The sequence below is a fragment of the Burkholderia sp. 22313 genome (genome assembly GCF_052045245.1).
Taxonomy (GTDB): domain Bacteria; phylum Pseudomonadota; class Gammaproteobacteria; order Burkholderiales; family Burkholderiaceae; genus Burkholderia.
This window is the reverse complement of the sequence record NZ_JBQEON010000003.1, coordinates 91,695-105,620: the sequence shown is the minus strand read 5'-3', so window position 1 is coordinate 105,620 and position 13,926 is coordinate 91,695. Positions and strand designations below refer to the sequence as shown.

Here is a 13,926-nt window from a genome sequence, read left to right as displayed (position 1 = left end):
GCATGCCTTCGACGCAGGATAAACCCATTGAACGCGCATGTGTTGACCGGCGTCGGCCCCTGCGCCGATGCGCGAAAAGCGGGGACCGACGCGAAAAGGCCGCGGCGCCCATTCGTCTGACGCGGCGGCCGTTGAGGTCGATCAATCCCCTGCACAAAGTTGCGTCATAGATTGAACGCATGCGCGGCATGCCCGCGGCTTTCCGGGAGAACATCATGTTGTTCGGCGTCGTCATCTGGGTGGCCCTCGCGGCCCTGTTCCCGACGATGGTCGTGCCGACGATCCAGCACGCGGTGCAGCCGTCGAGCGTGCAAGCCGCGCCCGCGGCCAGCCCTGCCGTCGCGCCGGCCGCGTTGCCGGCGGCCGGCCAGCCGCCGGCGGACAGCTGACCCGCGGTTCCGCGTGCGGTGTGGCGACGCGCGTCGTATCGCGGCTTCACTCCGTCCCGTCGATACTTCGCAATCCTCTTCGACATGATCAGAATGCATTGCGCCCGATGAAGCCGCGCATGACCGTCAACAGAATGATCTTCATGTCGAACCAGAAACTCCAGTTCTGCATGTAGAACAGGTCGAACTTCACGCGCGCGGCCATTGCCTCGACCTTGCGCGTCTCGCCGCGATAGCCGTTCACCTGCGCCCATCCCGTGATCCCCGGCCGCACGCGATAGCGATACATGTAGCAGTCGATCAACTGCCGGTAGAAGTCGTCGTGCTCGATCGCGTGCGGACGCGGGCCGACCACCGACATCTGGCCGAACAGCACGTTGAAGAATTGCGGCAGCTCGTCGAGTGACGTGCGCCGCTATCGCTGCCCCGCTCCGTTCGAAACGCGCGGCCGCAGGCACTTCTTACCTTTTCGCACGCACGCAGCCGGCAACGATGACCGCCTTTTTCGCGCGCCGCGCAAGCGCGCCGAAAAAAGATCATATGGATCGGTAGAAACACCGATGCTGTAGTCAAACTACATTCGTACGATTAATCGCTGCAGAGAATCGCTACATCCGATTCGGCATTGTCGGGCGGTCCGCGTCGCCGCCCGCATCGACCGGTCGAGCCCAACCGGCCGTAACGATTCCCCGCCTGGCCTGGCATGCCGACGCGCAACCACCCTGCATCGCCAGCCGAATGCGTCCGGTGCGAATCCACCGGACGCGCGCAGCTCCAGACCTCATCCGAACAACCGGCAATACGATCATGGAGAGCAACATGCGGGACACACTCTGGCCGGCCGCCGTGCTGGCAGCGACCCTCTGCACCAGCGTCTATGCAGGCAACGCCGATTTCGATTCGCAGGGCGATGCCGCCAATACGTTCGCGTCGTCCGCCGCGCAGCAGCGCGCCGATCGCCTCGTGCGCAAGATGACGCTCGACGAGAAACTTCAGTTCATCCATTCGCAATACGAAATGTCCAAAGTGCCGGGCGGGGGTGCCGGCTACATCCAGGGCGTGCCGCGGCTCGGCATTCCCGACCTCGACATGGTCGACTCGGCAACCGGTTCGGGCAGCACGTCTCAAGCCAGCACGACCTTCCCCGCGACGCTCGCCGTCGCCGCGAGCTGGGATCGCCGGCTGTCGTACGACTACGGCAAGCAGGTGGCGATCCAGTTGCGCGCGCAAGGATTCGGCATGGGTCTCGGCGGCGGCACCAACCTCGCGCGCGAGCCGCGCGGCGGGCGACTGTTCGAATATCTCGGCGAGGATCCGCTGCTCGCCGGCGACCTGCTTGCCGAACGCACGCTCGCGACGCAGCACCAGAAAGTCATCGCGACCATCAAGCACTATGCCGGCAACGAACAGGAACACGGCCGGATGGGCGGCAACACACAGATCGACGAACGCACGCTGCGCGAGCTCTATCTGCTGCCGTTCGAGATCGCGGCGAAGCGCGGGCAACCAGGCAGCGTGATGTGCAGCTACAACCGCCTGAACGGCGCGTATGCCTGCGAGAACAGTCACCTGCTGAACGACGTGCTGAAGAACGAATGGGGCTTCCAGGGCCAGGTGCAATCCGACTGGGGCGCGACGCACAGCACCGCCGCCGCGATCAACGCCGGGCTCGACGAGGAGGAGGATGTCGGTTCGACCGTCTACCTCACACCGGCCGCCGTCAAGCAGGCGATCGCGAACGGTTCGGTGTCGACCGCGCGTCTCGACGACATGGTGCGCCGCAAGCTCGCCGTGATGATCCGGGTCGGCGTGATGGACGATCCGGCCAGGGGCGGCGGCACGATCGATTTCGCGGCCGCGAACCAGTTTGCGCAGCGCGTCGCCGAGCAGTCGATCGTGCTGCTGAAGAACGACGGCAACCAGTTGCCGCTGGCGGCGTCGGCACTGTCGCGTATCGCCGTGATCGGCGGCCATGCCGATGCGGCCGTGCTGTCGGGCGGCGGCTCGGGCAACACGCGCGATCCGGTCAGCGGTGCGTTCGCCGGCTGCGGCGGCCTGACGTTCGGATCGTCGACCGGCTGCAGCTGGTGGCGCAATCCGTGGCTCAAGGTCGACGTGCCGATCGTCGCGGCGATCCGCGCGCTCGCCCCGGCCGCACAGGTGACCTTTGCCGGCAACAGCGACCAGCAATCGCCGTTTCGCGCGTACACGCAGCAGGAAATCGACCAGGCCGCGGCGCTCGCGGGCCGCTCGGACGTCGCGATCGTCGTGGTCGCGCAGCCGGCCGGCGAGGACTTCGGTGACCTGCAAAGCCTGAGCCTCGCGAATCCGTCGAACCAGGATGCACTCGTCGAAGCGGTCGCACGCGCGAATCCGCATACGATCGTCGTCGTGCAGAGCGGCAATCCGGTGCTGATGCCGTGGAAGGACAGCGTGTCGGCAATCGTCGAGGCGTGGTATCCGGGCGAAGGCGGCGGCAAGGCAATCGCGAACGTGCTGTTCGGCGCGGTCAATCCGTCCGGCAAGCTGCCCGTCACGTTCCCGGCACGCGACCAGGACACGCCGACGTGGGGGCAAGGCGGCGCGTTCGAGAACGATCCCGTCTATGCGGAGAAGCTGAACATGGGCTATCGCTGGTACGACGCGCGCAACATCAAGCCGCTGTTCGAATTCGGCTACGGCCTGTCGTACACGCACTTCGCGTATTCGGGGCTGTCGGTGTCGCGGCAGCGGGACGGCTCGCTGAGCGTCGCGTTTACCGTGCGTAACGACGGCCGCGTCGCCGGCGCGGAAACGCCGCAGGTCTATCTCGGCGTGCCGTACAAGGACGAACCGCCGAAGCGGCTGGTCGGCTGGGAAAAGATCCGGCTGAGCCCGGGCGAGGCGCGGCACGTCCGCGTGACCGTGTCGCCGCGGATGCAGAGCGTGTGGGACACGTCGCGCAACGGCTGGAAGGTCGTGCCGGGCGGGACGGTGTATGTCGGCGCGTCGTCGCGCGACATCCGGTTGCAGGGTAGCTGAGCAATCGGTCCGGCGCTGGCCGAGCGTCAGGCGGACCTCGCCCGACGCTCGCGCGCGGCGCCGATGCCCGCGACGAATGATCCGCCACTGGCCGGGCGGGAATCAGGAATCGCCGCGCGACTTTCGTATTTGCCGACCCGATGTCGGCAATCCGAGAGAAGCGCGCACACGCATGAAAATCCGGAACGCCATCCATTCCCGGATTGACTTGTTCGTCGCTCCCGTTCAGGTACGATATGAACGTTCGATTTACCGGAGCCGGTGCCGGCCAGCCATCGCCCGCATGTCATGGCGTGGTGAAACAGCGGCACGATCGCTAGCGTGCTTCGTCGTCAGTTGTCATTGCAAAGGAGTTCCCCCATGTGGACCAAGCCTGCCTACACTGATCTGCGTCTCGGTTTCGAAGTCACGATGTACGTGTCGAATCGCTGATTCGGGCATGGCATCCTGAAAGGAAAGCCTCGGCCTGCCGAGGCTTTTTCTTTGTCTCGCATCGCGGCCTCGCGCCGGACAGCCATGCTCATACATATCCTCGGATCGGCCGCGGGCGGCGGCTTTCCTCAATGGAACTGCAACTGCGCGAACTGCGCGGGGTTTCGCGCCGGCACGGTCGACGCGCACGCGCGCACCCAGTCGTCGATCGCCGTGTCGGACGACGGCACGAACTGGGTGCTGTGCAATGCGTCCCCCGACATTCGCGCGCAGCTGCAGGCCTTCCCGTCGTTGCAGCCGGGCCGCGCGCCGCGCGACACCGGCATCGGCGCGGTCGTGCTGATGGACAGCCAGATCGACCATACCGCCGGCCTGCTCAGCCTGCGCGAAGGCTGCCCGCTGCAGCTATGGTGCACCGACATGGTCCACCAGGACCTGACCAGCGGCTTTCCGCTGTTCAACATGCTCGAGCACTGGAACGGCGGGCTGGCCTGGAACCGTATCGCGCTTGACGGCGGCTTCGTCGTGCCGGCCTGTCCGAACCTGCGCTTCACGCCGCTGCCATTGCGCAGCGCGGCACCGCCCTACTCGCCGCACCGTTTCGATCCGCATCCCGGCGACAACATCGGCCTGCTCGTCGAGGACTGCCGCACCGGCGGCACGCTGTTTTATGCACCGGGGCTCGGCACGGTCGACGACGCGCTGCTGCAACGGATGAACGACGCGGACTGCGTGCTCGTGGACGGCACGCTATGGGATGACGACGAGATGCGGCGACGCGGCGTCGGCGTCCGTACCGGTCGCGAAATGGGTCACCTCGCGCTGCACGGTCCGGGTGGCATGCTCGACGTGCTGGCCCGGGTGCCGCGCCCGCGCAAGGTGTTGATTCACATCAACAACACCAATCCGGTTCTCGACGAACGTTCTGCCGAACGCGCGGAGTTGCGGCAGCGCGGGATCGAGGTCGCCTTCGACGGGATGGACATCGTGCTATAAGCATCCATGGTTCCGCCGTCACGCTGCCGCGACGCGCATCGCGCTCGCACGACGTCGACAGCGGTGTGTCGCGCGCCCCTCCACCGTCCCCAACGTCACGGAACCGTCGATGAGCCAACCCGCTCTCACTCCCGCCCAGTTCGAACAGGCACTGCGTGCCAAGGGCGCCTTCTATCACATTCACCACCCGTATCACGTCGCCATGTATGAGGGCCGCGCGACGCGGGAACAGATCCAGGGCTGGGTCGCGAACCGCTTCTACTATCAGGTCAACATTCCGCTGAAGGATGCGGCGATCCTCGCGAACTGTCCGGACCGCGAGGTTCGCCGCCAGTGGGTCCAGCGCCTGATCGACCATGATGGCGCCGCGGGCGACGACGGCGGCATCGACGCATGGCTGCGGCTCGGTCAGGCAGTCGGGCTGGACCCCGCGCAGTTGCGCTCGCAGGAACGCGTGCTGCCCGGCGTGCGCTTCGCCGTGGACGCCTACGTCAATTTCGCGCGCCGCGCGAGCTGGCAGGAAGCGGCCAGCAGCTCGCTCACCGAGCTCTTTGCGCCGCAGATCCACCAGTCGCGTCTCGACACCTGGCCGCGCCATTACCCGTGGATCGATCCGGACGGCTACACGTATTTCCGCACGCGCCTCGGCCAGGCGCGCCGCGACGTCGAGCACGGGCTCGACATCACGCTGCGGCATTACACGACCTACGAAAGCCAGCAGCGGATGCTGGAGATCCTGCAGTTCAAGCTCGACGTTCTGTGGACGATGCTCGACGCGATGTCGATGGCTTACGAACTGCATCGGCCGCCCTATCACACCGTCACCGGCCAGCCGGTCTGGCACAAGGGAATCCCGCTATGAGTTTCGACCGGAATCGCGTGCCGCGCTGGCGGCCGGGTTTTCGCTTTCAGTTCGAGCCGGCCCAGCATGCGCACGTGCTGCTGTACCCCGAAGGCATGGTCAAATTCAACGAAAGCGCGAGTGCGATCGGCGGGCTGATCGACGGCACACGCACCGTCGCGGACATCGTTGCGCATCTCGAACGGCAATTCCCCGACGTGCCCGAGCTCGGTGTCGACGTCGAAGGCTTCATGGAGACCGCCTGTGGCCAACGCTGGATCGAACTCGCGTGAACCGGTGACGCCCGACGCGGCACGGCCCGCAACCGGGTTGCCGCTGTGGCTGCTGGCCGAACTCACGTACCGCTGCCCGCTGCAGTGCCCGTACTGCTCGAACCCACTCGATTTCGCCCGCCAGGGCGAGGAGCTCGACACGGCACAGTGGTTCAGGGTCATGGCCGAAGCACGCGAGATGGGCGCCGTGCAGATCGGTTTCTCGGGCGGCGAACCGCTCGTCCGGCCGGATCTTGCCGCGTTGATCGGCGAGGCGCGCCGCCTCGGCTACTACACGAACCTGATCACGTCGGGCATCGGCCTGACCGAGCAGAAGATCGTCGAGTTCCGCCGCGCCGGCCTCGATCACATCCAGATCAGCTTCCAGGCAAGCGACGCGACGGTCAACAACGCGCTGGCCGGATCGGAAAAGGCCTTCGCGCAAAAGCTCGCGATGGCCCGCGCGGTCAAGGCGCACGGCTATCCGATGGTGCTGAATTTCGTCACGCACCGGCACAACATCGACGACATCGACCGGATCATCGAGCTGTGCATCGCGCTCGACGCCGACTATGTCGAACTCGCGACGTGCCAGTACTACGGATGGGCGTACCTGAACCGCCACGGGCTGCTGCCCACCCGCGCGCAGCTCGAACGCGCGGAGCGCATCACGAACGAATACCGCGCCCGGCTCGCGGCCGCGAACCATCCGTGCCGGCTGATCTTCGTCACGCCCGACTACTACGAGGAGCGGCCGAAGCCCTGCATGAGCGGCTGGGGCAGCCTGTTCCTGATCGTCACGCCGGACGGCACCGCGCTACCGTGCCACGGCGCACGACAACTGCCGATTGCCTTTCCGAACGTGCGCGAACACGATCTGCGACACATCTGGTACGAGTCGTTCGGCTTCAACCGCTTCCGCGGCGACGACTGGATGCCCGAACCGTGCCGGTCGTGCAACGAGAAAAAGAAGGATTTCGGCGGCTGCCGATGCCAGGCATACATGATGACGGGCGATGCGAGCCTCACCGATCCGGTGTGCGGCAAGTCGCCTCACCATGACTTGATCCTGAACGCGCGCGAAGCGGCGCTCGAGCCGCTGCAACCCGTCGCGCAACTCGTGTTTCGCAACCCGCGCAACTCGCGCGACCTGACGAAGACCTGAACCGCTCCCCACGGCGCGACGCATTGACCGGGACGACTCCAGCGCACGGAACGCTACTTCGACGTTCGGCCGGCGAGAACGTCGTGTTCTGCGTCGTTCAGCCCGCGTCCTTCGAACGACAGATCTCGGCCAGGATATCGAGGCCGCGTGCCGGTTCCCGGACGAACGGATTCGTCTCGTCCCACGCGTAGCCGGCCAGAATCGAGCAGACCATGCGCTTCACCTCGGACGCCTTGTCCTCGTGAAACACGATGTCCTGCAACGCACCTGAATACCAACGCTCGACGAACGCCCGGAAGGTGTCGATGCCCTTGCGCAACGCGACGTCGTAATCGCGCGCCCAGTCGACCGCCTCGCCACGCAACTGCCGTTCGAGCGCGGCGACCGCCAGATGAGCCGAGCGCATCGCGATCGTCACGCCCGACGAAAAGATCGGATCGAGGAATTCGCCCGCGTTGCCCAGCAGCGCATAGCCGCTGCCGTGCAGGCGTTCGACATTCGACGCATAACCCGCGATACGACGCACTGGCATCACGAACGGCTTGCTGCCGACCAGCCGCGACAGCGTCGGCTCGCTCTGCAGCAATTCGCGCAACAACGATTCCTGCCGCGGTTCCGGCACGTCCAGAAACGCCGCATCGGCCACGCAGCCGACCGACGAGCGCCCGTTCGTCAGCGGGATCATCCAGAACCATACGTCGCGCCGCTCCGGATGGACGGCAATGCAGATCTTGTCGCGATCCGTCGATCCGGCCGGCAGGCTGTCTTCGACGTGCGAAAAGAGGGCCGCGCGCGTCGGCAGCCCGGTCGGCGCCTCGAGACCCAGCAGTCGCGGCAACACGCGAGCGAACCCGCTCGCATCGAGCACGAACGACGCTTGAACCGCATATTCGTGACCGGCTTCGTCGACGACGTCGAGCCGCGGCGACGCGCCGGGATGGAAGGCGCGCACCGCATGACCGAATCGCACGTCCGCGCCCTGTCCGGCCGCGCAGCGGATCAGCAGGTCGTCGAATGCCGCGCGTTCGACCTGATAGGCCGTCCCCCAGCCCTCGGAAAACTTCTCGCGAAAGTCGAACGACGACATCCTGTCGCGATGAACGAAATACGCGCCGTTCTTGAACTGGAAACCGGCCTCGACGACCGCCTGCAGCATGCCCGCTTCTTCGAGGTACCGCATGCTCTGGGGCAACAGGCTTTCCCCGATCGAAAAGCGCGGAAAATGCTGGCGCTCGAGCACCAGCACCGAGCGGCCGGCCTTGCGCAGCAGTGCGGCCGCGACCGCACCCGAGGGTCCTGCCCCAATGATCGCGACGTCGATGGAATTCGATTTCATTTCACTCATGCTTGCCAATTCAGTTCGATTGATTGGGTATCTTACGTTTCTCACGCCACGATCGGGCGTTGCAAACTACAATAAGCGCTCAACAAATCCAAGATTCCGACGAGAGGCCCATGACGTCCTGCCGCACGCACGCCCCCGCCTATGTTCCCGAAACCCGGTTCGGCATCTGGTTTCTTCGCACGCATACCTGGGAACATCACGTGCTTAGGGTGGCCATCGACGATCTGAAGCGGCTCATCGCGGCGCCGCTGCCGAAGGCCCCCGTCATCCTCGATGCAGGATGCGGTCAGGGCAAGTCGTTCCGCCTGCTGAGCGACGCGTTTTCGCCCGACCGGATCATCGGCATCGATTGCCACGACGACTCCCTCGTGCATGCATCGGACGCCGCGCAGCACTGCGCAACGCCGGTCGAGCTGCATCATGCCGACTGCACGCGGATTCCGCTCGCCGATTCGAGCGTCGACATCGTGTTCTGCCATCAGACCTTTCACCATCTCGTCGATCAGGAACGTGCGCTGGCCGACTTTCGTCGTGTACTGAAACCCGGCGGGCTGCTGCTGTTCGCCGAATCGACCGACGCGTACATCAAGTCGTGGGTGATCCGGCTGCTGTTCCGGCACCCGATGGAGGTTCAGAAAAGCGCCGACGGCTACCTTGCGATGCTGCGCCATGGCGGGTTCACGTTCGACACCCGCAACGTGTCGTTTCCCTACCTGTGGTGGAGCCGCGCGAAAGACTTCGGGCTCCTCGAGCGCATCGGCCTGTACGCACCGAAGCCGGGCAAGCGGCGCGAGACGCTCGTCAACGTCGCCGCGCGCAAGCCCGCCTGAGCGAGCCGGGCCGCCCGCCGGCGGCCCCGGCGCGTGCGGCTTAGCGCTTCAGCGTCACGACCTCGCCCGTCAGTGCCGCGCCGGCCACGATCGCGCCGGCGCCACACGTGTACTCGGTCGTGCTGGAGCGCAACACGTTGCGGTAGTTGCTCTTGATGCCGACCACCGCATTGCCGCCCTCCTTGCGCGCGCGCGCCTGAAGTTCGATCACGGCCGACAGGAACACGTGCTGGCACGCCGCCTCGTCGCTCTTGCCGAACGAATTGGTCTTCTTGTTGGTCGCGAACGTGCCGTACGACTTGAGTACGCGCGGATGCGACTGATCGCCGAAATAGAGCGCGACGCCGTCGTCGAGCTTGCCTGCCTCGCTCTTCAACGCGCTCTCGATCGGATAGTCGTTGATCGTGTCCCGTGCGTGCGCGGCCGAGGCCGCGAACGTCGCGCCGAGCAGTGCCAATGCAATGCGATATTTCACGTGCTCTCCCGTTATTGCGCGTTCAGCTGGACGACGTCGCCCGACACGCCGATCGCGCCGGCACTGCCGCTCACGCCGCACGTATATTCGGTCGTCGAATTCGAACGCTTTTCATGAAAACGCGTCGTCACGTTGATGACCGCATTTCCGCCGTGATTCTTCGCATAGAGGCGAAGACGGTTCAGCGCTTCGGCCAGCGCCTGCTCGCACGTCGGCTGTTCCGCTTGCGTCCCGCGCGACACACGTACCGACTCCGAACGCGGACCGATGCTGGTCTTGACGGCCGGGTGCGGCTGCGCACCGAAATAGAGCGCGATACCGCTCGCATCCTGTGCCGTCGCCGTCGCCGGCAGCGGCAGCGAACGGACCACGGTGCCGCACCCCGTCAGCAACGATGCGGCGATCAACATGCCGGCCAGATGTCCTTTGTGCTTCATTGTTATCGTCCTCTCAGCTCAGTAAGTTCACTTCAATCGCCCTTCCAGGCGTCCAACAACACACTTGCACAGCTGCCGCCGAACCCGAACGACACCGACAGCGCACGCTCGATCGCGAATTCGCGCGCATCGCGCACGAGCGGCATGCCGGCGATCGCCGGATCGGGCTCGTGGCCGACGGCCGTGCCCGCGACGAAACCGTCGCGCATCATCAGCATCGTGTAGATCGCTTCGTGCGCACCGCTCGCGCCAAGCGGATGCCCCGTCATGCCTTTCGTCGACGAAAATGCCGGCACGTCGCCGCCGAATACGTCGCCAAGCGCCTTCAGTTCCTCGATGTCGCCGAGCGGCGTCGACGGCGCATGCGTATTGACGTAGTCCGGACGCCGTCCATGGCCGTCGAGCGCACCGCGCATCGCCCGCGCGATCCCCGGCGCATGCGGCATGGCCATGCCGGCGCTGTCCGTACCTTGGCCGAACCCGCTGATCTCCGCATGAATTCGCGCGCCGCGCGCGCGGGCATGCTCGAGCGATTCGAGCACGAGGATGCCCGCACCGGACGCGATCACGAAGCCGTCGCGACCGAGCGCATACGGGCGGGACGCGCGGTCCGGCGTTTCGTTGCAACCGCTGGATAACGCCCCCATCGCGTCGAACATCAACGTCATGTTGTCGTGCAGCGCCTCGCTGCCGCCGGCCAGCACGATGTCCTGACATCCGGAGCGGATCAATTGCGCCGCTTGTCCGATCGCGAGCGCCCCGCTCGTACAGGCGGACGACGGCGAATACGACACGCCTTCGATGCCGAACAACTGCGCGACGCATGCCGACGCCGTGCTGCTCATCGCTTTCGGCACGACATAGGGCGGCGTCTTGCCGATGCCGCGCTGCCGCGCGATCGCCATCGCGTCGTCGTAGTCGGCCATCGAGCCGATGCCGGACCCGACGATCGCGCCCGCCCGCGGCGAACGGAGCAGGTCGACATCGAGGCCCGCATCGTCGAGCGCCGACGCAGCCGCATGCGCGGCGAAGCGCGCCGTATCGCCCATGAAGCGCTCGTGCTTGCGCGCGAACCGCGCCGTCGCGGCGACGGATGCCACGCCGGCGACCTGACTGCGAAAGCCACGCTCGCGCCATGCGTCGATGCGCGTGATATGCGAACGGCCGGCACGCAGCGCGGCCGATACTTCGTCGAGCGAATTGCCGACGCACGACACGATGCCGAGCCCCGTGACGACGACGCGCGACGTCGCGCTCCGAAGCACCGTCATGCGGCGATGCGCCGGAAGATCAACGACGTGTTGATCCCGCCGAACGCGAAGTTGTTGCTCATCACGAATTCCGCATCGATCCGGCGGGCGTCGCCGATGATGTAGTCGAGCGGCGCGCAGGCAGGATCGACCGTCTCGAGATTGAGCGTCGGCGCATACCAGTTACGCTTCATCATCTCGATCGTCCACCACGCCTCGAGCGCGCCGCATGCGCCGAGCGTGTGCCCCACGTAGCTTTTCAGCGAGCTGATCGGCATGCGTTCGCCGAACACGGACGCCGTCGCGTGACTTTCCGCCACGTCGCCGCGGTCGGTCGACGTGCCGTGCGCGTTCACGTAGGCGATCGCGCCCGCATCGAGTCTGGCGTCGCCGAGCGCGAGACGCATCGCGACCGCCATCGTCCCGGCAGTCGGCTGGGTGATGTGCGCACCGTCGGAATTGCAGCCGAAGCCGACGATCTCCGCATGGAGCGTCGCGCCGCGCGCGATCGCGTGCTCGTATTCCTCGAGCACCAGCGTCGCCGCGCCCTCGCCGACCACTAGGCCGTCGCGCGCGGCGTCGAACGGGCGCGGCGTCAGGTGCGCGGCATCGTTGCGCGTGCTGGTCGCATACAACGTGTCGAACACGGCGACCGCCGGGCCGGACAGTTCTTCCGCGCCGCCCGCGAGCATCAGCGCCTGCCTGCCCGTCGCGATCGCCTCGTACGCATAGCCGATCGCCTGGCTGCCGGACGCGCAGGCGGACGACGTCGGCACGATCCGGCCTTTCAGATCCCAGAACAGGCTGACGTTGACGGCCGTCGTATGCGGCATCATCTGCACATAGCTGTTCGAGGTGACGTCCCGCATCGAACCCGTCTCGATCATCGTGCCGAATGCCCGGATCGGCTCGACCGATCCCGACGACGATCCGTACGCGACCCCCATCCGGCCGTCGCTGATCGACAGGTCGTCGGCCAGCCCCGCATCCGCGAGTGCCAGCTCGCTTGCGCGCACCGCATACATCGACACCGGCCCCATCGAACGCGTCTTCTTGCGCGGATACCCGGCCGGCAGCTCGAACGACGGCAGCGGGCACGCGAGCCGCGTATGCAGCGCTTCGTAGCAATCCCATTCCGGCATGCGCCGCACCGCGTTGCGCCCGTCGCGCAGGCGCGCCTCGATTTCCGGCCAGCCTTGACCGAACGCGGTCACGCCGCCCATCCCCGTCACGACGACTCGCTTCATCACACCATCCCGCCGTTCACGCCGATCACTTGCCGGGTGACGTAGCTCGCCGCATCCGACATCAGGAAACCGACCACCGCCGCGACTTCGTCGGGCTGGCCGACGCGGGCCATCGGTACCGCCTTCAATGCATGCTCCAGCGGCACGGCGTCGAGCATGCCGGTGTCGACCAGTCCGGGCGCGACGCAATTGACGGTGATCTTGCGCGACGCCAGCTCGACGGCGAGCGCCTTGGTCGCGCCGATCAGGCCGGCCTTTGCTGCGCTGTAATTGACCTGGCCGCGATTGCCCGTCACGCCCGACACGGACGCGATCGTCACGATGCGGCCGCCGCCGCGCAGGCGCACCATCGGCATGGTCAGCGGATGAACGACGTTGTAGAAGCCATCGAGCCCGGTTTCGATCACGATGTCCCAGTCCTCGTCGGACAGCGCCGGAAACGCGCCATCCCGCGTCACGCCCGCATTGCAGACGATCCCGTAGTACGCGCCGTTCGCTTCGACGTCGGCCTCCAGTTCAGCCCGGCACGCCGCGCGGTCGCGCACGTCGAACTGCAGCACGCCGGCCGTGCCGCCCTGCGCGCGAATCGTCGCGACGACCGCTTCCGCTTCGTCGCGGCCGGTGCGGCAATGCACCGTCACGGCGAAACCGTCGGACGCCATGCGCAGTGCCACGGCGCGGCCGATGCCGCGGCTCGCCCCTGTCACGAGAACTCGCCGAGTCATGAGTTGAAGCTCCCTTCGATAAAAGATTGAAAATCGTTCGGTTGGTACACCTTGACGACGGCTTCCGCGCAACATGTGCCGTCGGCATGAATCGCGCACTCGTACGCGCCGTGCCCCTCGTCGCCGCGCAGCAGTTCCCGCGCGACGATGCGCAGCGTCGTCTCCGCGGCGAACGCGGTGCGATGCGCGACATAGCGGTTCGCACCGAGCAACACGCCCGGCTTCGCGCGGCCGCCCGCATGCGCGGCGAGCAGGCCGACATGCGCGGCGATCGCCTGCGCCATCAGCTCGATGCCGATCCATGCCGGCATCGCACCGTTGCCGTCGGCGTACCACGCATCGCGTCGCGCGCGTGCGCTCGCCTCGATACCGGTTTCCGAGCAGCGCTCGATTGCGTCGAGCAACAGCATCGTGCCGCGATGCGGCAACACGTCCCGCACGTTGCCGACGGGAATATCCGCGCCGCCGTGCAGCGCGTCGATCAAGGGTCCGGCATCCATG

Annotated in this window: 15 protein-coding genes and 1 pseudogene; 8 read left to right on the top strand and 8 right to left on the bottom strand. The window is 66.3% G+C overall.

Annotated elements, in window-relative coordinates; all coding sequences use genetic code 11:
* Positions 1-215: 215 nt before the first annotated feature.
* Positions 216-389, top strand: a complete 174-nt coding sequence (locus tag ACTJKF_RS03850) for a hypothetical protein (RefSeq protein ID WP_440622244.1) — start codon at positions 216-218, stop codon at positions 387-389.
* An 88-nt stretch (positions 390-477) separates the two neighbouring features.
* Here ACTJKF_RS03850 and ACTJKF_RS03845 read toward each other — a convergent pair.
* A pseudogene (locus tag ACTJKF_RS03845) lies at positions 478-804 on the bottom strand (sugar transferase); the annotation flags it as partial.
* A gap of 404 nt (positions 805-1,208) precedes the next feature.
* Between ACTJKF_RS03845 and ACTJKF_RS03840 the strand changes: the two are divergent.
* From ACTJKF_RS03840 to pqqE, 6 genes are all read left to right on the top strand, one after another.
* Positions 1,209-3,410 carry a glycoside hydrolase family 3 C-terminal domain-containing protein gene (locus ACTJKF_RS03840; protein ID WP_440622243.1) on the top strand — a complete coding sequence of 734 codons (2,202 nt, stop codon included), beginning with the start codon at positions 1,209-1,211 and terminating at the stop codon, positions 3,408-3,410.
* A 360-nt stretch (positions 3,411-3,770) separates the two neighbouring features.
* On the top strand, positions 3,771-3,842 hold the full coding sequence (pqqA, locus tag ACTJKF_RS03835) for a pyrroloquinoline quinone precursor peptide PqqA (protein ID WP_124485082.1): 72 nt from the start codon (positions 3,771-3,773) through the stop codon (positions 3,840-3,842).
* A gap of 84 nt (positions 3,843-3,926) precedes the next feature.
* Positions 3,927-4,838, top strand: coding sequence for a pyrroloquinoline quinone biosynthesis protein PqqB (gene pqqB / locus ACTJKF_RS03830; protein WP_440622242.1), 912 nt, complete (start codon positions 3,927-3,929; stop codon positions 4,836-4,838).
* A 109-nt stretch (positions 4,839-4,947) separates the two neighbouring features.
* Positions 4,948-5,700, top strand: coding sequence for a pyrroloquinoline-quinone synthase PqqC (gene pqqC / locus ACTJKF_RS03825; RefSeq protein ID WP_440622241.1), 753 nt, complete (start codon positions 4,948-4,950; stop codon positions 5,698-5,700).
* Positions 5,697-5,972 carry a pyrroloquinoline quinone biosynthesis peptide chaperone PqqD gene (pqqD, locus tag ACTJKF_RS03820; protein WP_440622240.1) on the top strand — a complete coding sequence of 92 codons (276 nt, stop codon included), beginning with the start codon at positions 5,697-5,699 and terminating at the stop codon, positions 5,970-5,972. The genes pqqC and pqqD overlap by 4 nt, the downstream gene beginning before the upstream one ends.
* The gene (pqqE, locus tag ACTJKF_RS03815; protein ID WP_440622239.1) at positions 5,944-7,116 is read left to right on the top strand and encodes a pyrroloquinoline quinone biosynthesis protein PqqE; all 1,173 of its coding nucleotides are present in this window, start codon (positions 5,944-5,946) and stop codon (positions 7,114-7,116) included. Before pqqD ends, pqqE begins: the two co-directional genes overlap by 29 nt.
* A gap of 97 nt (positions 7,117-7,213) precedes the next feature.
* Here pqqE and ACTJKF_RS03810 read toward each other — a convergent pair whose 3' ends face one another.
* Positions 7,214-8,461, bottom strand: a complete 1,248-nt coding sequence (locus ACTJKF_RS03810; RefSeq protein WP_440622238.1) for an NAD(P)/FAD-dependent oxidoreductase — start codon at positions 8,459-8,461, stop codon at positions 7,214-7,216.
* Positions 8,462-8,571: 110 nt separating this feature from the next.
* Here ACTJKF_RS03810 and ACTJKF_RS03805 point away from each other — a divergent pair, with 110 nt between their 5' ends.
* Positions 8,572-9,291, top strand: coding sequence for a class I SAM-dependent methyltransferase (locus ACTJKF_RS03805; protein ID WP_440622237.1), 720 nt, complete (start codon positions 8,572-8,574; stop codon positions 9,289-9,291).
* Positions 9,292-9,331: 40 nt separating this feature from the next.
* Here the strand turns inward: ACTJKF_RS03805 and ACTJKF_RS03800 are convergent, their stop codons facing one another.
* The 6 genes from ACTJKF_RS03800 to ACTJKF_RS03775 are packed head-to-tail and all read right to left on the bottom strand — an operon-like array spanning position 9,332 to position 13,925.
* Entirely contained in the window at positions 9,332-9,766 is a 435-nt protein-coding gene (locus ACTJKF_RS03800) for an excinuclease ABC subunit A (protein ID WP_440622236.1), read from the bottom strand.
* A gap of 11 nt (positions 9,767-9,777) precedes the next feature.
* Positions 9,778-10,203 (bottom strand): signal peptidase, encoded by a 426-nt coding sequence (locus ACTJKF_RS03795; protein WP_440622234.1) that lies wholly within the window; start codon positions 10,201-10,203, stop codon positions 9,778-9,780.
* Between the two features lie 32 nt (positions 10,204-10,235).
* Positions 10,236-11,474, bottom strand: coding sequence for a beta-ketoacyl synthase N-terminal-like domain-containing protein (locus ACTJKF_RS03790; protein ID WP_440622233.1), 1,239 nt, complete (start codon positions 11,472-11,474; stop codon positions 10,236-10,238).
* The gene (locus tag ACTJKF_RS03785; RefSeq protein ID WP_440622232.1) at positions 11,471-12,700 is read right to left on the bottom strand and encodes a beta-ketoacyl-ACP synthase; all 1,230 of its coding nucleotides are present in this window, start codon (positions 12,698-12,700) and stop codon (positions 11,471-11,473) included. The genes ACTJKF_RS03790 and ACTJKF_RS03785 overlap by 4 nt, the downstream gene beginning before the upstream one ends.
* Positions 12,700-13,425 carry a 3-ketoacyl-ACP reductase FabG2 gene (locus ACTJKF_RS03780; protein WP_440622231.1) on the bottom strand — a complete coding sequence of 242 codons (726 nt, stop codon included), beginning with the start codon at positions 13,423-13,425 and terminating at the stop codon, positions 12,700-12,702. The genes ACTJKF_RS03785 and ACTJKF_RS03780 overlap by 1 nt, the downstream gene beginning before the upstream one ends.
* Positions 13,422-13,925, bottom strand: coding sequence for a hotdog family protein (locus tag ACTJKF_RS03775; protein WP_440622230.1), 504 nt, complete (start codon positions 13,923-13,925; stop codon positions 13,422-13,424). The genes ACTJKF_RS03780 and ACTJKF_RS03775 overlap by 4 nt, the downstream gene beginning before the upstream one ends.
* Position 13,926: the final 1 nt, after the last annotated feature.

Coding starts and splice junctions, on each gene's coding strand:
- ACTJKF_RS03790 (WP_440622233.1), bottom strand. CDS start 11,474: ATGACGGTGCTTCGGAGCGCGACGTCGCGCGTCGTCGTCACGGGGCTC.
- ACTJKF_RS03805 (WP_440622237.1), top strand. CDS start 8,572: ATGACGTCCTGCCGCACGCACGCCCCCGCCTATGTTCCCGAAACCCGG.
- ACTJKF_RS03795 (WP_440622234.1), bottom strand. CDS start 10,203: ATGAAGCACAAAGGACATCTGGCCGGCATGTTGATCGCCGCATCGTTG.
- ACTJKF_RS03780 (WP_440622231.1), bottom strand. CDS start 13,425: ATGACTCGGCGAGTTCTCGTGACAGGGGCGAGCCGCGGCATCGGCCGC.
- pqqD (WP_440622240.1), top strand. CDS start 5,697: ATGAGTTTCGACCGGAATCGCGTGCCGCGCTGGCGGCCGGGTTTTCGC.
- ACTJKF_RS03810 (WP_440622238.1), bottom strand. CDS start 8,461: ATGAGTGAAATGAAATCGAATTCCATCGACGTCGCGATCATTGGGGCA.
- ACTJKF_RS03785 (WP_440622232.1), bottom strand. CDS start 12,700: ATGAAGCGAGTCGTCGTGACGGGGATGGGCGGCGTGACCGCGTTCGGT.
- ACTJKF_RS03840 (WP_440622243.1), top strand. CDS start 1,209: ATGCGGGACACACTCTGGCCGGCCGCCGTGCTGGCAGCGACCCTCTGC.
- ACTJKF_RS03850 (WP_440622244.1), top strand. CDS start 216: ATGTTGTTCGGCGTCGTCATCTGGGTGGCCCTCGCGGCCCTGTTCCCG.
- pqqC (WP_440622241.1), top strand. CDS start 4,948: ATGAGCCAACCCGCTCTCACTCCCGCCCAGTTCGAACAGGCACTGCGT.
- ACTJKF_RS03775 (WP_440622230.1), bottom strand. CDS start 13,925: ATGGATGCCGGACCCTTGATCGACGCGCTGCACGGCGGCGCGGATATT.
- pqqB (WP_440622242.1), top strand. CDS start 3,927: ATGCTCATACATATCCTCGGATCGGCCGCGGGCGGCGGCTTTCCTCAA.